This is a genomic window from Quisquiliibacterium sp. (assembly GCF_982640115.1).
Window position 1 is genome coordinate 1 of the sequence record NZ_CEXFHW010000064.1, and the last position, 19522, is coordinate 19522.

A 19522-nucleotide genomic window follows, 5' to 3' on the forward strand; every position below is an offset into this window, starting at 1 on the left:
TCGGTGCCGGGCTCGGCCGCCAGCGCCTGCGACAGCTGGCTGGCATAGTCGCCCACGCCGCAGGGCTCGGGTGGGTAGCTGCCGACGATCAGGAGCACCCGCATCAGCCCTCCCGTTGCAGCACCAGCCAGCCGAAGGTGTAGTCAAAGCCGGCGCACTGGATGGGGCGATCCTGCGCGGTGTGCGTCAGGGGTCCGGCCGGCACCAGCCCGTGGCCGGCCGCGGTCTGCAGCAGGGTCTGAACCTCGGGCCAGGAGAAGATCAGCCACGACAGGTCGAAGAAGCGGGTGTCGCCGGTGTCGATCTTCTCGGGCCAGTAGTCGAACGAGGCGATGAAGAAGCCGCCCGGGCGCAGCAGCCGGGCCATCTCGGCGAACAGTCGCTGCGCATGGTAGCCATGCTCGATCACCGAAGTGGCGGTCACGGCGTCGAAACTGCGGTCGGCGTAGGGCGTGCGCATGAAGTCGCCCACCGCGTAGCGCACCCGGTCAGCCATCGGCATGCCGCGCACGGCCGGATTCAGATCGACGCCATGGACCGCCGAGTAGCCCATGCGCGCGAGCGACACCGGCACTTCCGAGCCATAGGCGCCAAGATCGAGGATGGCCGCTTCGCGGGGCAGGCGCTCGGCGATGAAGGCGAGCGTGCGCTCGACATCCCAGCTCTTGAGGTCGTCGCCCACCAATGGTCCGTGAGCGAGGCCGCGCTGCTTGAGCCAGCGCTTGAGCGGACCGTCAATCCCGCTGCGACCGGACTCGCGCAGCTGCGCGCGGGCTTGTCGGATCTCCTGGGTGTTCCTGAGAACCTCTAGCATCACTGCCTTCCGATGTAGACCAGCAACCGCGCCCGCAGGCGGGGCAGACACAGGGCGGTGGCCAGGCTGGCCAGTGCCCACCAGAGGGCGAGCTGCAGGGCCAGTCCCGCGCGCGACGCCGTCGCATCGTGCAGCAGGGCCGCGACCGTCATCAGCCCGCCGCACACCGCCACCGGCAGCGCCACGCCGGTGCGGTACCAGGCGTTGCGGCTGCCGGGCAGCAGGCGGCGATGCATGATCTCCGGGATGGCCACCACCAGGCACAGGCTGAACCCCGCCCAGACCGCGGCGCCGCCCACCGCGCCGTACCGGGTGGCGGCCAACCAGATTGCGGGCACCAGCAGCGGCAGCGACAGAATGTTCACCCAGAGGGCGAGTCGCGTCCACCCATTGGCGAGCTGCAGCGCGAAGGGCAGGTTCATCAGGCCATTGCCGGCATTGCCCACCACCAGCAGGGTCAGCACCCAGGCGCCGCTGCCGCTCAGGGTCGGGTCACCCGTCCAGACGAGCAGCACATCGGTCGAGAAGCAGGCGATCACCGCCGCGAGCGGTACCACCAGCAGCGCCATCGACTGGCTTCCGGTGAGGTAGAGCTCGGCAAGCGCGCGCTCGTCGCCAGCCTTGGCCAGCGCGCTGAGCCGCGGGTACAGCACCGAGAACACCGGGCTGATCAGCATGTAGAGCCCGCTGGTGACCGCCGTGGCGAGCGAGTACACGCCGAACTCGCTCAGGCTGAGCGCCCGGCTCAGAATCAGCTTGTCGGTCTGGGTGATCAGCAGGCTCGTGAGTGCAATGCCGGTCATGCCGCCGGCAAAGCGAAGGCCGGCGTGAACCACCGAGGTGTCCCAGCGCGGACGATGCCCCGGCAGCGTCAGCGCGCGCCACTGCAGCCAGCGCAGGCCGATGGTGTGCAGCAGCCCGGCCACCACCTGCGCCAGGAAGAACTGCTCGATCGAGGGATCGCGCCACAGGGCCAGCACCGTGATGATCACCCGCAGCGTGGCCACGAACGCAGTCATCGCGCCCAGCGCAGCCTGTCGATGCAGCCCCGCCAGCCCGGCGGCATAGAGATTGCCCGGCCACTGACCGGCCAGGGCCACGCCCGAGAGCGCGATCGCGTGTCCGATGCTCTCCGCCGAGAGCGACTCCGCCTGCACCCAGTGTCGCGCGATCTGCCCCGACAGCGCGATCAGCAGCAGCGCGATCAGCAGCGCGATGCCGGCGTAGGCGATCTCGAGGGTGCGGGTGGTGTCGCGTGCCCGGGGCAGCTGCGCGGGCTGACCGGACAGGCGGGCGAGCTCGCGGGTGAGCGTGGCGCCCATGCCGAGGTCGAGCACCCCAACCAGTGCCGAGAGGCTGGTGAACACCCCCACCACGCCGATGGCCTCGATACCCATGAACCGCAGGTAGATCGGCACGGACAGCACCGCGATGGCCGCGACCCAGATCCGCGAGACCAGGGAGGCGGTCAGGGCAGTGTTCAGGCTTTCGGACGGGCGCGCCGCGCTCATGGCGTGGATGATCGCATGCAGGCATTTCGACCCGGACCCGCATCCCCGCTTCGCCGTCTCCGGCGGTCCGCCCGGGCGGCGCGACGGTCGGTCGCGGGTCCGGGCCTGCGCTGCCCGCCTACTGCCTCACCACGCGCATGCCCCCGGCGCGCAGCTGCTCGAACAGCGCGGGCAGGTCTCCGAGGGGTGCCGGCTGTGCGGCGCATTTGAGGAGCGTGGCGGGACTGCCGTTGCGCAGGACGGAGATCGAGAGTTCCTCCGTGACCGGCCGCCCGCCCAGGAAGTGCGTGAGCTGGTAGGTGTAGGCGCCGCGCGCGAATGCCACGCCTTTCAGCTCGGCATTGCCGCCCTGCTCATGGACCAGGTAGGGAGCCGAGGGCGCAGCCGGATCGGGCAGCGTCAGTTCCACCTTGCCGGGGCTGCCGAATCGGTAGATCAGGTGCCGGGGTCCTTCGCAGAGCGACACCATCTTGCCCGAGCGGGCCATCCGGCAGCTGAATCGCACGGGCTCGTCGGAGCCGCACAGGCTGGCGAGTGGCGGTGCCGGAGCGGGCCCGCTGGCGCTCGCCATGGCCGGCGTCATGGTGGCGATCAGCCCTGCCATCAGGGCTGCCATCGGGGATGTGATCGGGGATGCCATCAGGCCAGGCTTTCAGGAGGGGTGCAGAACGATCGTGTCGGCATCGCCGCCCCCGCTCTTGATGTAGCGCAGGCCAAGAGGTTGCCCGGGCTGCGCGCCCGCCGGCACCTCGAGGACGGCATAGCCGTCGCCCGGCGGCGCGAACTGCATCCGCACCTCGAGATCCAGTCGCCCGACGCGGTAGGTCTCGGTGCCCGTACCGTTCCCGGTGTCGCTTGCCAGGAAATCCAGGGTACGGCCGTTGGCGAACGGGAACGGCGCATAGAGCGCCGAACTGTGGATGGAGAGGATCCTGAGCACATGCGCATCACCGTGCGCGGTGACGATGATCTCGGCGTGGAAGCTGTGATGCTCATCGCCGCTCAGAAACACCGTGTTCGTGATGCGATTGAAGTAGAGGAACTCGACGAGCCTGCGCAGCGACGCGGGGAAGCCGTCCCAGGCGTCACTGCTGTCACTGGCCTGCGGGTGGTCGGCGAGATGCCTTCGCCTGGCGAGCAGCACCGAGGATGTCGCCACGAATTTCAGCGCCTGTGGTTTGGCCAGGAGCCAGTTGCTCAGCGAAGCCCACTGTTGATCGTCGATGATCAGGCTCTCCCCGGGCGGGGTCGACGAGCCGCGCGCGGATCGGCTGGTGCGGGTATCCAGCAGATAGAAGGCATGCCCGGCGAAGTCGAAGCGCTCGTCGACCGGCTGGCTCAGGATGTCCCGTCGGCGCCTGCCCGTTGCCGGGTCATCGAGAGCCGGACGCATGCGCTGATAGCGCAGGAACGCCTCACGCCCGGCCTCCAGCGTCTGCTGGCGTCGCAGCGCCTCATCGGGGCGGCGCTGCGCCACGGCGGGCGGCAGGGGCTCCCAGTTGTCCGCCAGTTCATGGTCATCGATCAGCGTGCGAACCGGTCTGCGCCGCATCACTTCGCGCAGTGGGCCCAGGCGCAGCGCATCGTCGTGGGGTTGCTCGAATCGCTCGTCGAGCCGGGTGGCATCGGCCATGCCCCCGGTGGCGTCGGCATAGATCTGATCGCCGAGCAGCAACAGCAGGTCGGGCGCGCAGTCCGCGTCGAGTGATGCCGCGAGCCGCCGCAGACTCGCTTCGGCCACGGGGCGGTCGAAGAGCCCCGGCGGGTACTGGCAACTGCCCAAGGCGATCCTCAGGACTTCCGGCTGGCTGGCCGTGTGCAGCGCCTGCGCACGATCGAGGTCGTCGCAGCGCAGGAAAGCCGTGGCCAGTCGTTCGGAGTCCTCGCCATGGATCCAGTCCGGCAGCGCCCGGATCAAGGCATCGTCGGCTTCGGCGCTGGCTTCGGCCTCGGGTCGACCCACCAGCATCCCGAAGTTCGGCTGCCCCGCCGCGGTGCCCGCGCCGGGCGCCGAGACGGCATCGAGTTCATGGACGATCACGGCGAGAAAGCCGGGTTCGCACGCCGCATCGGGTGTGTCGGGTGCACTCGGCGCGCGTGGCAGCGCTGCCTTGAGCCAGTGACCGCTGGCGAGTTCCTCGCTCAGGGCGATCGGTTCGCCGGCCCGGATGAAGCTCACCTTGTCTGGCCGGGCGCAACGCAGCACCGGCACGAGCGCAAGCCGCGCCCGACCCTGGTCGGGGCTCGACATGGCCGCGATCCGGATCGCGGCGCTTCGCGGCTCGTCGGGCAGGTCGATGCGCGGGCCGATCCAGGGCAGCATGAACCGGTATTGCGCGGGTCGCGCAGGGGCCGGCCCGACGGCGCCGCCGCCCTCGTCGGTGCCGGCAGCCTGCCCGTCGAGAAAGGCCTGGATGTCCTGGAATACCGCTTCCGACGTGGTGCCGATCATGACGTCCTGATGGCCCAGGCTCCGGTAGGGAGGCTGACCGGCGGGCGAGCTTCGGAAGGGCACGCCGGCATGGTGCATGGCCTGTTGCAGCAGGTCTTGGGTGGCCACATCCACCAGCCCGTTCCCGAGGCCGTGGATGCCGAGGGTCGGGATGCCGCCCCACCGCTCATGCAGCTTCCTGCGGGTGACGAACTCACCCCGCCCGCGCTGGTTGGTGATCGCATCGAAGCGGGCGAAATGGATGATCTGGGCGAGGGTGTCTACATTCATCGGCCCGAACAGATCATCGAGGCGCTCCAGCGTGGCGTCGGCGAGGTTCTCTGCCGAGAAGGTCCGGCCGTACAGCAGATCCATGCGGTGGCGGATGGCCGTCCAGGGGGTTGTCTTCCAGATCCAGGGGAAGGGGTTGTCGGTGTCGTAGTCCGCCTTCGGGTAGGGCAGGCTCGACAGCAGCCGGTCGAGCAGCTGGCTGGCAACGCCCGGATCGAGTTCGGGGCGGAACCGATAGTCGGCGGGCAGCACCAGGCGCCTGATCCGCCGCAGGATGAACGACCGGAAGAGGTTGTCATCGGGATAGCGCAGCACCGGACCCTTCTGGCTGAGGACGATCCGGCGGATGCAGGGGTGAGGGCCACCCTGGGGCTGCGCGCCGTTGAAGGCGGTGAGGGTGCCAAGCTGCTCGTCGGTGAGCCAGGTGTCGGGGCCGAGCTGCACCTCGCTGCTCCGGATGTCCCGGGCATCGGTGAGCAGGGCCATGCTCAGCATGGCGGCGCCGACGCAGTGCGCCAGCACATCCACCGGCTGGCCGCTCACGGTGCGGATGTGCAGCAGCGCCGCCGGGATGTCCACCAGTGCCGGCTCCTCGAGGGCCCAGGGCAGGGTGGCGGTGCTCATGCCGGTGCTGCTGCGCAGATCGACCACCCAGACATCGCGGCCGGCACGACAGAAGAACTCGGCCGCGCTGGGCGCCAGGGACTCATGGGTGAAGGTGTTGCCGCTGGCGCTGTAGCCGTGGAGCATGACCAGCGGCGGCAGTGCCCTGGTTGATGCCGTTGCCGCACGGATTGCCGTGTAGTGGGTGAGCCTCACGATGACCGGATCGGCGGTCCCGGGGATCAGCCCGACCTTGAGCTCGGTGATTTCCGGCGGCGCAAGGCCTCTGATCGGGCCCGGCAGTCGCCGTGGCTCCGGTTGCGTGTCCGGATCGGGCTCATCCGGCTTGCGGAAGGTCCAGAGGTGGTTGTTGACGATCACCCGGGTGAGGTACAGGCCGAATGACGCCAGATCGCCGAGGGCCCGGACCTGATCATGCTGGGCCACGATCTGCGCGAGCGGAATTCCCTGTGCCGCCATGAAGCGAAGGTCCAGCCGCAGCACCGATTTCGACCCGCGTAGCGTCGCCGCCTGCGGCATGTCGGTGAGGGTGAGTTCACTCAGCTGCCGCCAGGGATTGCCTCGCCGGTTGTAGGTCAGCCGCTTGTGGCCGCGGATCAGGTCGCCCGGCTTGAGCAGGGGGCAGGGCGGCGTCATCGGAGCGGCGGGTGTGAGCACCTCCGCGATGGCGAGTTCGTAATCGAAGCGGCGGACCTCGCCGGCGCGGGATGCGGCGCGAAGAAGATCGACGAGGAAGCTGCCCCAGGCGTTGCTCCGGGTGCCGCCTTTCAGCGTCTGGCGGATCCGTTGCAGGATGTCGCGCGCGCCACGATTGGCGAACCAGGCCGGCAGCGCCCGCCAGATGCGCTGGCAGCCTGATGAGGGCTCGCGGTGCATGAACCGCAGGCCACCGCGCAGGCTGGCCTCGAGCACCGCATGCCGCTTCAGCATCCACTCCGGCTGGAAGCGCAGCTCCAGGGTGTCCCAGTCGGTCTGGCGGAACAGCCGCAGGCGGGAGCGTTCCGGGTCGACCTCGAGCGCACGGACCTCCCGCGAGCTCAGCGCGGCCAGGCCCGCCCGCTGGTAGTGCAGCGTCAGGTCGAGCATGAACGGGGAAGGCGATGAGACCCCGGCGTGCAGGCGCACCGGGCCGCGCAGCCGCTCGATGATCTCGACCTCGGTGGGCACGGCGGTCGGTGGGGGCGGCAGCGGCACGCGGCGGCGGGTGTTCGCCGGCATGCCGGGCGCCGGAGCCTGCCCTGGGGGATGCGATGGCCCGGCCGCGGCGCTCCGATGGATGAAGCGCCAGTCTTTCATCAGGCGGCTCACCGCCCGCAGCGCCGTGGCCGCGATGGTCAGCGACGGATTGACCCCGAGCGAGCCCGGGATGATCGAGCCGTCAAGAACCACCAGCGTGCCTTGCCAGTTGTCTTCCGGGACCGAGCCGGCGGCCGCGGCGAAGCCGTTGAACACGCAGCCGTGCGCATCGACCACGCCGTCGTCGATGGTGTCGGCAATGGCACACCCACCCAGCGGGTGCACGGTGAGCACCGGCCCGCGGGGTTGGGCCACCAGCATGGCGAGCTTGTCGGGAATCAGCCGCCACATCGGGTTGGCCACCAGGCTGGGCGGGCGCGCCGGGTCATCGGCCGGCAGGCGGGCGACGAGCGCTTCGAGCACTGCGTGCGAGGCGTTCAGGTCGGCGCCGTGGCGCGCCTGTGGCCAACGGATCATCAGTGCGCCCTGTTGCGGCACACGGTCGCGCGGCCGGCTCTGGCTGCTGAGATGGAGCGTGCCGGCGGCGTCGTCATGGCCGATCACGCCCACCAGCAGGGTGCGCTGCATGGCCCCCTCGTCCACGGCCATCGGATCGGTGGCTTCCGCACGACGCGTGCCGTGGAACTCGGTGTCGGCGTTCGGCAACTGCTCGAGCATGTGCCGGGTGGTGACCAGCTCGTCGAAGAACTGGCCCAGCGCCGCCGGGACCGCGAATTCCTGGACGAGAAATCCTCGGGCCGGCGCCGGCTGCGCGGCGCGCTTCAGAGCCGGATCGTCAGCCTGGATGGGAATGGACGCGGTGATCGTGGGCCCGACCGACCGGCTGCCGTCGGTGACCGGCGTGTCGGGTCCGGCCCGTGCATGGACCGGCTGCGCCATGCGGTGAATGGCCGCGATGTTGTCGCCATTGCAGGAGAAACGCTCGCCCAGCCGCGAGGAAAAGACCAGCTTCTCGTCACGCGAGCGCAGCAGGATCTCGGTGCTGCCGAGCGTGCCTGCACTCAGGATGAGCTTGCGGGCGCCAATCCTGAAGTGCGTCTCCTCGCGTTCCTGGCGCTTCGGGTCGGTATGCACCACCCGCAGCACCCAGTGCGGCGGCTGACCCGGGGCCATCTCGTGCCTGCGGGAACGCCGGATGGACAGCACGGTGGCGCCGGTGAAGATCTGCACGCCCTCTCGACGGGCAATCTCGAGCAGGTTGGCGTCGAGCGAATCCTTGGCGCCGACATTGCAGCCGGTGAGGCAATCGCCGCACAGTGTGCAGGCGCTCAGTGCGATGCCTGCATCATTGACGCCGCCGCGCATGGATACCGTGATCGGCGCAAGTTCGCGTGAGCGCCCGTCGGCCAGGGTCTGCAGGGCCGCGGTCTTGGCCGGCACTGCCCCGGCGCCGCAGGAGTCGCCCGGACGGAATCCGGAATGGCGCTCGAGGGTGTTGTCGCGCCCCTCCCGGGACACGCTGCCCAGGCGCGCGCCGGCCTCCTGGAAGAAGCTGCGACCGCCATGGACTTCGTGCGTCTCGTGCAGCGAATCAACCAGCCGTCGCATCACGCTGCCGGCTGCGAAGTCCTTCGCCTGGGGCGCCAGCATCACGCCCGCGTTGATCAGCGAGCCCCCGCCCAGACCATTGGCCACCAGAGCGGCCACATCAGGCCCCAGCCTCAGGTCGAACAGGCCCTGATGAAAACCGCGCACCCGGCCGCCGGCCTGATCGCCCACCCGCACATGGCGGGGCAGCTCCCCGATGTCGGCCGGAAACTCGCCCGGCAGGTACTCCTCGCCGCGCTCGAGCAGACAGACCGACAGCTTGCGCCGATGGCCGCCCGATGGCCCGTCGGCGGTGGCGCCTGCGAGCTCGGCGGCCGCCATGCTGCCGCCATAGCCGCTGCCGACGATCACCACATCGAAGACCGGCGCGCCACCGTCCTGGGTGACCAGGCTCTCCAGGCGGCGGGAGGCTCGCCGGGATTGCCGCTCAGTTGCCTGGGGCATCGAGGATTCCGATCAGACTCTCCAGGTTCACCGGCTTGTGAAGCAGCGGAAGGCCGCTTGCCTGGGCTTCGCGCAGCCGCTCCGGTGCGGTGTCGCCGGTGATCAGGACGGCGCGCGCGTCGGGTCGCAGCAGGCGCACCTGCCGGGTCGCTTCGAGGCCGCTGTCGCCGTCGGCCAGGCGCATGTCGGACAGGACGAGATCGATCGGGTGCTCGGCGGCGATCTGCTGTGCCACCAGCGTGCTGGGGGCGTCGAGGACCGTGCAGCCGAGCTCTTCGAGCAGCACGCGCATGCTCTGTCTGACGGACAGCTCGTCGTCGATCACAAGGACGATCCGGGCCAGCGCCGACGCCGTGGCGGCGGGCGACGGCGCGGGCTCGGCCTCGGTTGCGACCGCGACCGGAAGCCTGATCTCGAACCGAGTACCTTCCCCCACCGCGGAATGCATGGCGAGCCTGGCGCCGAGGAGATCGCACAGGCGCTTGACGATCGACAGACCGAGCCCCAGCCCCCGCGTGCGATCGCGCTGCGGGTTGCCGATCTGATAGAACTCCTCGAACACGCGAGCCTGCAACTCGGGCGGAATGCCGATGCCGGAATCGCGGATCTCGATCAGGGCGTCGTTGCCTTCGCGTCGCAGGCCGAGCGTCACCGCGCCGCCGCGAGGGGTGAACTTGATCGCGTTGTCGGTGAGGTTGCCGAGCACGCGCCCGAGGAGGGATTCATCACTGCGAACCGCAAGCGGCTGCTCGATGCTCAGCCCGCACGACAGGCCCCGCTCGCCCGCGACCGGGTTGGCCGACAGCACATGGCTGCGGAGCATGGCATCGAGCTGGAAGGTCTTCAGACGCGGCACGATGATCCCGGCATCGAGCTTGGAGATGTCGAGCAGGCTGTCGAGTTGCCCGGTCATCGACTGGTTCACGGCATCAAGCATGTTGACGATCTCGCGAACGCTCTTGTCGAGGGTCTTCAATGACAGGGCCGCCACCAGGACATTCATGCTGTGCATGGGCTGCCGCAGATCGTGGCTCGCGGCCGCCAGGAACTGGGTCTTGGCACGGCTGGAGGATTCGGCGGTATCGAGCGCCTGCTTCAGGGCCTGGTTCAGGCGCTCCTGGCTGTAGCGAAAACGCGCCGCCTCCTGCACCACCCGGCCGATCTGACGGGACAGCCCGATGAGATAGGTCTGGTACACCAGCACGAGCGCGGCCATGCCGAGCCCCGCGTAGGGCGAGGGCGCCTGGCTGGCCGTCAGTGCCCAGGCGAGCGCGAGAGGCATGAGGATTGGCACGGCGTAGTACAGGAACACCAGGCGGAACCCGGCGGTGGTGGCCACCGACGCCGTGGCCAGGGCGACCAGGATGATCGACACGGCAGCCTGCTCCACCGCGGGAAACTTGCCGAACCCCAGCAAGGGCAGGGTCACCAGCAGGCCCTGGCTGAGCATGAGAGCCCCGATGCGGCTTTCCGCGGGCACCCGGCCGGGCATCCGCACGATGCGTTCGGTGAAGACCAGGCGCAGCAGCAGGACGGCGACCAGCACCGCGGTCCATGCAAGGGCCCAGACAGTGCGGGTGTTGACCCACCAGATCGTGCCGAGCAGAAGACCCGCAAACAGCTGGCCACCCATCGACGACGGAATCTGGCGCAGCCAGGTCGCGACGGACCTTTCGCGGACGAAGTCCTGAAGGAGTGCGTCATCGACATCGAGCGCATCGCTGGCGCCGGGTTGGCCGCGCGTGCGCATGGCTCAGTTCCGCTGCCCGATGCCTCGCGCTGCGGCCGCATAGACCGCCTCGGTGCGGTTGCGCACGCCAAGCACCCTGAATGCGGCCGAAAGGTGCGCCTTGACCGTGCCTTCGGAAAGATCCATGGCGCGGGCGATCGTCTTGTTCGACTGGCCGCGCACCGCCTTGAGCAGCACCTCTTCCTGTCGGTCGGTCAGCCCCGAGGGCGTTGCAGCGGCGCTCGTCGATGCCTCGGCGCTGCGTGGTGCCGCGCCTTGCGGCGTCTGGCTGAGCACGGCCCGCGGCAGATAGACCCCGCCGGCCAGGATCAGCTGCAGGGCGCTGATCAGCAGCGGTGGCGTGGAGGTCTTGGGCACGAAGCCCGAGGCGCCGAGATCGATCGCCTGGCGGATCAGTTCGGGATCGTCATCGCTCGAGACGATCACGGTGGGCGCATCGGGGAAGGCCTCGCGGACCCTGACGAGCGCATCCATGCCGCTGGTGCCCGGCATCGACAGATCGAGCATCACGATGCCGATGCCGCGATCGACATGGGCCAGCGCGTCCTCGACCGAGCCGGCCTCCAGGACCTCGATGTCGACAGGCAACTGGCCAAGGAGCAGGCGCAGGCCGCTGCGGAACAGGTCGTGGTCGTCGATGAGGAGGAATTTCAAGAGACATGCTCCGCGGGGGCATGGCGGACGGCCGCGTCAGGGGATCCGGTGATCAGGCTGGACTCTACCGGATTCATCGCGCCCCGAAACCGCCCGATCGGCCAGTCTGCATAGGCCGATCGACCTAGACGATCGGCCAGTGCCGGCCTTGCTTCTTCGGTCGTCGGGCTAGCTTTGGGACCAATGTTCGTCGACCAGAGGGCCTCATACGATGGGCGGACATTGAGTTGACCGGCTTCGGCCGACACCGAGAGAGGCGCATCACCATGACCGATTCCACGCACGCACTGGCCGCGGGATTGCCCGACAGCGACCTGGCAGGGCGGCTTGCCGAGCGCCCGTGGAGCGCCGACGGCGAGCGGCATGCGGCCCGGATGCCCGTCGCTCAGCCGGTGGATCTGCCGGGCCTTCACCAGGTCGTCGCGCTGATTGCCCAGCCCGCGATGCTGATCGACACCGAGGGCCGCCTGCTCGCAGGCAACCGAGCGCTGGCGCGATGGCTCGAAGGGCAACGATCGATGGGCCTTCTGAACGGACACATCCGCTGGCGCCATGCCGCTGATCAGGAGACCTTCTCAGGCCTGCTGCGCTGGATCGAGAAGGCCGGGCCCGGAGCCAGCCCGACCCGGCAGCGGCGCCTGCGGATCGCCCGCCAGGACAAGCTGCTGCCGCTGATCGTCGACTGTTGCCGGGTTGGTCTCGCGGCAAGCGATGCCATGTCCTCGCGGATCTGCCATGCGGTCCTGGTGTTGCACGATCCCCAGGCATCGCTGAGCGTCAATCGGGCGCTGCTGATGGAGTTCTTCGGGCTCTCGCGCGCCGAGGCGAAGGTGGCCAGCCTGCTGGCCGAGGGTGAGTCGCCGCTGGACATCGGGCTGATCCTCGGGGTGTCGACCAACACGGTGCGCACGCACCTTCGCATGATCGCCTCCAAGCTCGGTGTCAGCCGGCAGGCCGAGGTCGTCCGGATGCTGATGCTGCTGCCGGCCGAGCTGGACTGATCCTGGCCTGGCCGCCCCGGCCCTGCCGCTGCGGCGGCTCTACGCCTCGCCCCGGACGGCAGCAGCATCGAACGCCGGATCGACCGGCACCTGCAAGCCGTTGGCAAGATGATTGGTGCGCGCTGCCAGCGCGATGATCGCCAGCAGCTCGGCGTGCTGGGCGTCGGTCATGCCCTTGGCGCGGGCCGCCGCAGTGTGCGAGTGCACGCAATAGCTGCAGGCGTTGGCCACCGAGACCGCGATGTAGATCATCTCCTTGGTCAGCGGATCGAGGTGGCTGGGCGTGGCCATCAGGGCCTTGACCTCGGCCCAGGTGCTGGCCAGCAGGTCGGGGCTGAATGCCAAGGCATGCCAGAGGTTGTTGATGAACGCCGTCTTGCGGGTGGTGCGGATGTCGTCGAACACCGCCTTCACGCGGGGGTCGGCTTCGGGGTTCGGCACAGGGGCGGTGGTGGCCATGGCGGATTCAGGCTCCTGGGGCTCGGGGCCCCTCGGGTTGGGGCAAGAAGTGGAGTGTGGGGGGCATGGTGAGACGGGGGTCAGATCGCGCCGGACAGCAGCAGCATGCCGATCGCCAGCTCGATGGCCGCGCCACCGAGGCCTTTGGGGAAGCTGCCCTTGTCCAGCAACAGGGAGGGGAAGCGCATCAGGCCGGCGCCGCACCAGGCGACCCCGGCCAGCAGAAAGGCGGTGGGTGACTGCAGCACCAGACAGGCCGCGCCCATCGCGATGAACAGGCCGCCATAGGTGGCGCGTACCTCCGAGAGCCCTGCGCCGCCGAGCGGCTGGATGCCCACGAAACCGGCGGCCCGCGCCGGGGCGAGCGCACCGAACAGCCCGAGCGCGATCGTGAGAAGGGCGCCGAGATTGGCGAGCATGGGGTTGGCCTGCGCCAGCGAGATCATGTGGCCTCCTCGTGTCGATCTACAGGACGACCTTGCCCCGGCCCGACTTGATCGCCGAGCGCTGGGCCTTGCCCTCGAGACGGCGCTGCCGGGACCCATAGGTGGGCCGCGTGGGCTTGCGTGGCCTGGGCACCTCGCAGGCCTGCGCCACCACCTCCTGAAGCCGGGCCAGGGCCTCGGCCTTGTTGCTCTCCAGGCTGCGCGAGCCCTGGGCCTTGATGACGAGCACGCCCTCGCTGGAAATGCGTGAATCGAGGCTGCCCAGCAGGCGCGCCTTCACCGTGTCGGGCATGGCCGAGGCGTGGATGTCGAAGCGCAGATGCACGGCGGTTGCCGCCTTGTTCACATGCTGGCCGCCCGGGCCTTGCGCGCGGATGGCGCTGAATTCGACTTCCGACTCGGGGACGCGGTAGGGGAGGGGCACGGGGCGGGCTGTGAGCAGAGGGGTCAGTGCGGGCCGGAGCGCGAGCGTGGTGTTCACCCGGCCGGACTCAGGTGCCTTCCCGCAGCGCCTCGGCCGCCCGCAGGCTGCCCACTGCCAGGCCATTCCAGTTGCGAAGTTCCACCTGGCTCAGGCTGCGCATCAGCGCGGCGTCATCCCCGACAAGCGCCAGCCTGGCTTCGATCACCGCCGCCATCACCACCTCGGCCGCGCGGGCGGTGTTGCCGTCGTCCATCTTCAGGGCCACGCCGAGCCCCACCTCGGGCAGGGCCGCGCAGTACACGCCCTCGGCGCCCACCTTGCAGAACACGCGCTCGCCCAGGCGGGCCATCACGCGGCTGTCGAATCGGCCGGTGCCGGCCACCATCTCTGGCGCCCGCGCCACCGCCTCGCGCAGCCGCCGGGCCGCCCGCGCATGCTCGGGTGAAAGCCCGACGCCGGTGGCCACCCGCGCGAAGGCGTGGGCGAGGTGGCGCAGCGGGATGGCATAGGTGGGGATGGAGCAGCCATCGGTGCCGCGCGCCGCGTGTTCCAGGTCGAAGCCCGTGGCCGCCTGCAGCGCCGCCGTCACCGCGCGCATCACCGGGTGCTCCGGCTGCACATAGCCGCGCACGAAGGCCGCCACATCGCGGCCGCCGGCGAGCTGGCATCCCAGACAGACGAAGCCGGCATGCTTGCCCGAGCAGTTGTTGTGCAGCGCGCCGGGCTGCGCCCCCCGGGCGGCGAGCTCCCTGACCGAGGCCTCGTGATAGGGCCAGTGCGCGCCGCACGCCAGGGCGGCGGCATCCACCCCGGCCTTGGCCAGCATCGAGGCAGCGGTCTGCGCGTGCCGCGGTTCGCCGCCGTGCGAGGCGCAGGCCAGCGCGAGTTCCTCGTCGCTCAGGTTCAGGGCGTCCGCCGCGCCCGAGGCCACCAGCGGGAGCGCCTGCAGCACCTTCACGGCCGAGCGCGGAAAGATCGGGCGATCGATGTCGCCGAGCGCGGTGTGGACGGTGCCGTCGGCATCGACGATGGCCAGCGAGCCGCGATGGAAGGATTCGACCAGGCCGCCGCGCAGGGCCTCGGCGAGGATGGGGTTGGCTGACATGGCGGGCACTGTATCCCGGCCCGGTGAGGCGGCTCAAGCGCGCGGCGTGCGCGCGCGTGCGGGTGGCTAGAATGCCCTGACCCCCAACCCCCGATGGATGACCCCATGCAGCCTTCCCGCCGACGGATTTCGCGAGCCCTTCTCTGCCTGGGCATGCCGATCGCACCTGGCCTCGCCGCCGCGCAGGGCGCGCAGACCTTTCCGAACCGGCCGATCCGCCTGGTGGTGGCCTCGGCCGCCGGCGGCATCCTGGATACCGTGGGGCGCATCGTGGCCACCGGCATCGCGGCGAGCACCGGCCAGAATGTGGTGGTGGAGAACCGCGCCGGCGCCGGCGGCATCCTGGGCACCGAGGTGGTGGCCAAGGCTGCTCCTGATGGCTACACCCTGGCCAAGGTGGCCACCAGCCACGCGATCAACCCCGCGCTCTACCCGAAGATGCCCTACGACACCGTGAAGGATCTGATGCCGGTGTCGCACACGGTGAACCTCACCAACATGCTGGTGGCGCATCCCTCGGTGGGCATCGCCACGGTGCAGGAGCTCATCGCGCGCGCCAAGGCGCGGCCGCGCTCGCTCACCTTCGGCTCGGCGGGCAACGGCCAGTCGAACCATCTCTCGGGCGAGATCTTCAAGCTGATGACCGGCATCGACATGATCCATGTGCCCTACAAGGGCAGCGCGCCGGCGCTGGTGGATGTGGTGGCGGGCAACACCTCGCTGATGTTCGTCGACATTCTCTCGGCGCTGCCGCATGTGCGCGCCGGCCGCCTCAAGGCGCTGGGCGTCACCGGCCTTCGTCGCTCGGCCGCGGTGCCCGACATGCCGACGATTGCCGAGCAGGGCGTGCCACAGTTCAACGGCAGCACCTGGCTGGGCCTGGTGGCGCCGGCCGGCACGCCCGCCGACATCGTGGCCAGGCTCAGTGCCGAGACCGCCAAGGCGCTCAACGCGCCCGAGACGCGCGAGCGGTTGCTGGCGCAGGGCGTGGAGCCGGTGGGCAGCACGCCGGCGCAGTTTGCCGCGCACCTGGATGCGGAAATGCAGCGTTACGCGGCGGCGATCAAGGCGTCCGGGGCGAAGGTGGACTGACGCGGCGCGTCGGTGGGCGCGGGCGCTCAGGCGATGCGGGTGCCCTCAGGCCCGGGCCTCATCGGGCGATCAGGGCGTGGCTGGCCATGAACCCTGATAGCGCCGCGGCGAGGTCTTCGGCCAGGCGCGAACTGGCCCGGTGCTGGCGGCCGAACTCCAGCTGGATGGCGTCGATGCCCTCGGGCCGGTGACTGCCGTATGCGAAAACCGTGTAGCCGCCGGCGTACCGCGGATCCTCCTTCAGATCCGGTGCGTCGGGCGCGGGATTCACGGTGTAGCCCCTGGCCGCCAGCAGCCCGGTGATGCTGTTTGCGCCCTGGAGCGCGGATGGACCGAAGCGGCCCAGCAGCCGGCTGGCCGTGAGCCCGGCCCGGGTGCCTCGAAAGGTGGTGTTGGGCTCACCGGACTGTCCGTGCACATCGATCAGCAGCGCGCCGCCCGGAAACTTCTCTCGCAGCTCGGCCACATAGGCAGCGACCTGCGCGTGGTAAGCCCGATAGGCTGGCAGCAGCTCGCCGGATTCCACGGCCTCGGATTCAGGCCGGTTCATGTCCACCTGCTTGCGGCTCACCTTGGCGATGACGAGATAGGGGCGGCGACCGGTCTGCTGCTGCAGCAGGTCGGCAACCCGTTCCGCCAGGTCGCGGGTGCCCACATCGCGCACGGTGGCGCCCTGGGTTCGGCTCGGATGGAACCCGAGGAAATCGTTGCCGTCATGGGGAACCGTCAGGAGCAGCGGCAGGCTTCCGGCTCGGGCCTCGAGGACCGCGCTGGCCTCGTAGGCAGCGGCCAGAGACGGCAGGAGCGTGGCCAGCAGGATGAGGAGATGGCGACGACGGATCATCTTGATGAGGCCTCGCGTAAAGGGTGAGCACTGGCAGGCAGGCGTTGACTCAGGGTTTCGTCCGGCCGTGGAATGCCCAGTAGAGGAGGACAACCACCAGGCTCCCGGGCAGGTAGGCCAGCCAGATGAACGCGGCATCTCTGGGCGCGAATTGCGATGTGACCCAGATGTGAAAGGCCAGCAGATAAAGACTCAGGCACCACAGCGCAGGAACTGCATGGCGTCGCACGCCCTGCCGCCACAGCGCCAGAACGCCCAGAAGCAGGTGCGGCGCACCCAGGTAGAGTGCGTTCACCGCGAAAAATCCCATGTATTCCAGCAGGGTGACGGCTTCCCCCGAGTAGGCGGCCTCGAGCAGCATGCTCAGGACGATCCCGGCGGGAACGAGTGCCGGGATGAGGATACGGTCGGTGGGGCGCATCGTGAGGGTCAAGGGGGGTGGTCTGCCCGTGGCGGCAGGACCAGGCCGGGCCGAAACGGGCAGTGACGATTCCGGGCGTCAGAGGGTCCTTCTCATCCTGACGACGATATCGACGCGACGGCTCTCGGCCAGACAGCTTTCGCGCTCGCTTCTCTGATCGGGCGGAAGGCACCTGGAGCGCGCTGCGGGGTCGGCTCCGACCGCGCGTACAGCGATCAAGGGGCGTTCGATACCCGCGCGTACAAGTGACTCGCGGACGAAGCGGGCTCGGGCTTCGGCGATTTGATCGTTGCCTCTGCGCTTGCCTGTCGGGTCCGCATAGCCCGTGACCTGGATATCCATGACCTGATTCCGGGCCGTCGGGGCGATATCGCTCAGCAGTTGCTGGAGCCGTGCCTGCCCGACTGGCGTCATGCCGTCTGCGTCGCTTCTGCCTGATTGGAAATACACCTGCGCGTTCGCAGTGAAGTCCTTGAAGATGGGCGCCTGTCGGTCGAATGCCGGATCGTGGCGGCATTCGGACAGATGACTGGAGAGGTTGCCGATCCCTGGTGTGAAACATTCCCATGCGAGGCGGGTGCCAGTTTCAGCGGGAAGCGGTCTCCAGTAGGCGGTGGCGCTGGGGTCGCCCTCTGCAGTGACCTCCAGAATTCCATTCTCGAGCAATCGCGCGCCCGGCGGTAATGAATCGATATCCGAGGACCGCGGCAGCCGATGACTGGCCTGATAGAAGTCCTGGATTGCAGGCTTCAGGCTGCTTGCCACTGACAGCAGGGAGGCGGCCTGTTTCGCCGACACCGACGAACCCTCGCGCACCACCGCCTGCTCCGGCGCGCCGCTTGTCCTGAATCGTGCTTCCAGAAAATCCCTCGCGCTCTCCCATGCTTTGACGATCTCCCAGAGGAACAGAAAATGCAGAATCACCGCAATGAGAATCAGCAGCAGCAGTCTTGCCGCTGTGATCCTTGCTGGCCTGTTCTTTTCGCCTTTGCCGGGGCCTGCTGGCAGAGCCACTGCCTGCCCGCCGCCGCCTGCCCTCCATCTGTCCAGGAGCGCTCTTGATCCAGGAACGATGCGGACAATGAGGCGTTCACCGCCGATGCCGAACGCGATCCAGGCGATGGAGAGACACAGCAGCAACTCAAGCGATATGTGCCCGTATCCTGCCAGGATGGCGAAGCCAAGAAGACCGAGGATGATTCTTGACAGTTTTTCCAAGTGGCTGGCCTGCGGTGGCTATCTCCCCATGTTCCAGGAGAGTCGGAAGCAGATGCGTCAATCGGCCATGGGCGGTTGCTGTTGACGCCGTCCAGGGCCATGTTGCGGCGCTCATGGTTGCCTGTCCAGATCCGATCGAGTGCGGCACGGCCTGCACCGCGGCCTCGCAGGGTTGCTGGCGTCGTCCTCATCGACTTGATCTCGCCATGTCTGGGCGACAGCTCCCTCAATACGCGGCAAGGAGATGGAACGCCGCGCCAGCCATGACACCAAGGCCGAGCCCAGCTGCGACCTCCGCCCTGGTGTGCCGACCCAACTGCAGCCGCGACCACGCAACCGCCGCTGCCAGGCTGGCAAGGACGGCCATCGCGAGCAGCAGCGGCCAGAGCAGTGCGGCGGCGTAGGCTCCGAAGGCGCTGTGGGCCGAAAGCTTCATCCACCGCCGAGCTGCCAGCGCAACGATGACGATGGCGGCCGACCATCCCAGCCCTGCGACCAGCGCGGCGGGTTGGCCAGCGATCCACAACAGTGCGGCGGCAGTCAGCAACAGCGCGGCCAGAAACCGATTGAGATGCACCCGTTCCGCCGAAGCCGAGGCATCGACATGCGACCAGCGTCCGGCCCGAACCTGTATCAGGCTGTAGGCGGCAACGATCGCGGCAACGATCAGGGCAGCGGCGATGGCCACCCGAGTGACCTCAGCCGGCGCTCCGCGGCTGACGGAAGACAGCACCACGGCGACCGGCATCACCAGCGCAGGGTGGCCGAGGATCGAGAGCGCTCGGGCGGTGGCGGCGCGTGTCCGGCCGATCCTGCGGTCAGGCAGCATGGCTGCCACGCTCAGGCATCAGCGCGCTGCATGGGGGCGCTATGACTCGCCGCGGAGACGCTGAAGGAGCCCATGCACATCGCCCAGCACCCAGAGGTCCCGGACCAGGCCATCCTCGAAGGTGAATACCGGTGCGCCATACCACCACACATGACGACCGGTCGGCGGCACGCCGAGCAGTTCCTTCCTGTGGACGCCATGAAAGCGGAGCTTGCCGAAGACCTGATCGAGTGATCCGCGAAAGGTAAAGTCGGGATGAAAGATGCCGGGTACCAGGCTGGTATCCCCGCGGTTCCACATGTCCTGATAGAAGGTGCGAACAATCGCCTTCTGGTGCGACAGGGGAGCGCCAGAGAAAT

Annotated in this window: 17 protein-coding genes; 2 read left to right on the plus strand and 15 right to left on the minus strand. The window is 69.0% G+C overall.

Translation table 11 applies throughout. The features are described 5' to 3' along the window. Positions 1-103: 103 nt before the first annotated feature. The 6 genes from AC2H6A_RS09120 to AC2H6A_RS09145 all read right to left on the minus strand — a co-directional run bounded on the left by AC2H6A_RS09120 (position 104) and on the right by AC2H6A_RS09145 (position 11324). A complete protein-coding gene (locus tag AC2H6A_RS09120; protein WP_484272851.1) occupies positions 104-814 on the minus strand; it encodes a class I SAM-dependent methyltransferase in 711 nt (236 codons plus the stop codon). Continuing rightward, the gene (locus AC2H6A_RS09125) at positions 814-2325 is read right to left on the minus strand and encodes a lipopolysaccharide biosynthesis protein (RefSeq protein WP_484272852.1); all 1512 of its coding nucleotides are present in this window, start codon (positions 2323-2325) and stop codon (positions 814-816) included. The genes AC2H6A_RS09120 and AC2H6A_RS09125 overlap by 1 nt, the downstream gene beginning before the upstream one ends. Positions 2326-2443: 118 nt before the next feature. Next, positions 2444-2941, minus strand: a complete 498-nt coding sequence (locus AC2H6A_RS09130) for a hypothetical protein (protein WP_484272853.1) — start codon at positions 2939-2941, stop codon at positions 2444-2446. Between the two features lie 36 nt (positions 2942-2977). Continuing rightward, positions 2978-8920, minus strand: a complete 5943-nt coding sequence (locus AC2H6A_RS09135) for an alkaline phosphatase D family protein (RefSeq protein ID WP_484272854.1) — start codon at positions 8918-8920, stop codon at positions 2978-2980. Further along, a complete protein-coding gene (locus tag AC2H6A_RS09140; protein ID WP_484272855.1) occupies positions 8904-10670 on the minus strand; it encodes an ATP-binding response regulator in 1767 nt (588 codons plus the stop codon). The genes AC2H6A_RS09135 and AC2H6A_RS09140 overlap by 17 nt, the downstream gene beginning before the upstream one ends. Positions 10671-10673: 3 nt before the next feature. Further along, complete coding sequence (locus tag AC2H6A_RS09145) at positions 10674-11324, minus strand: response regulator transcription factor (protein ID WP_484272856.1); 651 nt, start codon at positions 11322-11324, stop codon at positions 10674-10676. A gap of 266 nt (positions 11325-11590) precedes the next feature. Here AC2H6A_RS09145 and AC2H6A_RS09150 point away from each other — a divergent pair, with 266 nt between their 5' ends. Continuing rightward, entirely contained in the window at positions 11591-12325 is a 735-nt protein-coding gene (locus AC2H6A_RS09150; RefSeq protein WP_484272857.1) for a helix-turn-helix transcriptional regulator, read from the plus strand. A 39-nt stretch (positions 12326-12364) separates the two neighbouring features. Here the strand turns inward: AC2H6A_RS09150 and AC2H6A_RS09155 are convergent, their stop codons facing one another. The 4 genes from AC2H6A_RS09155 to AC2H6A_RS09170 all read right to left on the minus strand — a co-directional run bounded on the left by AC2H6A_RS09155 (position 12365) and on the right by AC2H6A_RS09170 (position 14759). Beyond that, positions 12365-12784: a carboxymuconolactone decarboxylase family protein gene (locus AC2H6A_RS09155; RefSeq protein ID WP_484272858.1), complete on the minus strand. Its 420-nt coding sequence runs from the start codon at positions 12782-12784 to the stop codon at positions 12365-12367. A gap of 80 nt (positions 12785-12864) precedes the next feature. Then, positions 12865-13230 carry a hypothetical protein gene (locus AC2H6A_RS09160; RefSeq protein ID WP_484272859.1) on the minus strand — a complete coding sequence of 122 codons (366 nt, stop codon included), beginning with the start codon at positions 13228-13230 and terminating at the stop codon, positions 12865-12867. 19 nt (positions 13231-13249) lie between these two features. Then, positions 13250-13654: an alternative ribosome rescue aminoacyl-tRNA hydrolase ArfB gene (gene arfB / locus AC2H6A_RS09165; protein ID WP_484272860.1), complete on the minus strand. Its 405-nt coding sequence runs from the start codon at positions 13652-13654 to the stop codon at positions 13250-13252. A 67-nt stretch (positions 13655-13721) separates the two neighbouring features. Then, positions 13722-14759 carry an asparaginase gene (locus AC2H6A_RS09170; RefSeq protein ID WP_484272861.1) on the minus strand — a complete coding sequence of 346 codons (1038 nt, stop codon included), beginning with the start codon at positions 14757-14759 and terminating at the stop codon, positions 13722-13724. A gap of 153 nt (positions 14760-14912) precedes the next feature. On the opposite strand from AC2H6A_RS09170, the gene AC2H6A_RS09175 reads away from it, so the two are divergent. Further along, positions 14913-15851, plus strand: a complete 939-nt coding sequence (locus AC2H6A_RS09175) for a tripartite tricarboxylate transporter substrate binding protein (RefSeq protein WP_484272862.1) — start codon at positions 14913-14915, stop codon at positions 15849-15851. A 58-nt stretch (positions 15852-15909) separates the two neighbouring features. Here the strand turns inward: AC2H6A_RS09175 and AC2H6A_RS09180 are convergent, their stop codons facing one another. From AC2H6A_RS09180 to AC2H6A_RS09200, 5 genes are all read right to left on the minus strand, one after another. Continuing rightward, positions 15910-16695, minus strand: a complete 786-nt coding sequence (locus tag AC2H6A_RS09180; protein WP_484272863.1) for an N-formylglutamate amidohydrolase — start codon at positions 16693-16695, stop codon at positions 15910-15912. A gap of 49 nt (positions 16696-16744) precedes the next feature. Beyond that, positions 16745-17116: a hypothetical protein gene (locus tag AC2H6A_RS09185; RefSeq protein ID WP_484272864.1), complete on the minus strand. Its 372-nt coding sequence runs from the start codon at positions 17114-17116 to the stop codon at positions 16745-16747. Positions 17117-17194: 78 nt separating this feature from the next. Further along, positions 17195-18334, minus strand: coding sequence for an OmpA family protein (locus AC2H6A_RS09190; RefSeq protein ID WP_484272865.1), 1140 nt, complete (start codon positions 18332-18334; stop codon positions 17195-17197). 226 nt (positions 18335-18560) lie between these two features. Then, positions 18561-19163, minus strand: a complete 603-nt coding sequence (locus AC2H6A_RS09195; RefSeq protein ID WP_484272866.1) for a hypothetical protein — start codon at positions 19161-19163, stop codon at positions 18561-18563. Between the two features lie 39 nt (positions 19164-19202). Beyond that, the coding region (locus AC2H6A_RS09200) for an ester cyclase (protein WP_484272867.1) at positions 19203-19522 on the minus strand (320 nt) is incomplete at its 5' end.

Coding starts and splice junctions, on each gene's coding strand:
- AC2H6A_RS09120 (WP_484272851.1), bottom strand. CDS start 814: ATGCTAGAGGTTCTCAGGAACACCCAGGAGATCCGACAAGCCCGCGCG.
- AC2H6A_RS09125 (WP_484272852.1), bottom strand. CDS start 2,325: ATGAGCGCGGCGCGCCCGTCCGAAAGCCTGAACACTGCCCTGACCGCC.
- AC2H6A_RS09130 (WP_484272853.1), bottom strand. CDS start 2,941: ATGGCAGCCCTGATGGCAGGGCTGATCGCCACCATGACGCCGGCCATG.
- AC2H6A_RS09135 (WP_484272854.1), bottom strand. CDS start 8,920: ATGCCCCAGGCAACTGAGCGGCAATCCCGGCGAGCCTCCCGCCGCCTG.
- AC2H6A_RS09140 (WP_484272855.1), bottom strand. CDS start 10,670: ATGCGCACGCGCGGCCAACCCGGCGCCAGCGATGCGCTCGATGTCGAT.
- AC2H6A_RS09150 (WP_484272857.1), top strand. CDS start 11,591: ATGACCGATTCCACGCACGCACTGGCCGCGGGATTGCCCGACAGCGAC.
- AC2H6A_RS09155 (WP_484272858.1), bottom strand. CDS start 12,784: ATGGCCACCACCGCCCCTGTGCCGAACCCCGAAGCCGACCCCCGCGTG.
- AC2H6A_RS09160 (WP_484272859.1), bottom strand. CDS start 13,230: ATGATCTCGCTGGCGCAGGCCAACCCCATGCTCGCCAATCTCGGCGCC.
- AC2H6A_RS09170 (WP_484272861.1), bottom strand. CDS start 14,759: ATGTCAGCCAACCCCATCCTCGCCGAGGCCCTGCGCGGCGGCCTGGTC.
- AC2H6A_RS09175 (WP_484272862.1), top strand. CDS start 14,913: ATGCCGATCGCACCTGGCCTCGCCGCCGCGCAGGGCGCGCAGACCTTT.
- AC2H6A_RS09180 (WP_484272863.1), bottom strand. CDS start 16,695: ATGATCCGTCGTCGCCATCTCCTCATCCTGCTGGCCACGCTCCTGCCG.
- AC2H6A_RS09185 (WP_484272864.1), bottom strand. CDS start 17,116: ATGCGCCCCACCGACCGTATCCTCATCCCGGCACTCGTTCCCGCCGGG.
- AC2H6A_RS09195 (WP_484272866.1), bottom strand. CDS start 19,163: ATGCTGCCTGACCGCAGGATCGGCCGGACACGCGCCGCCACCGCCCGA.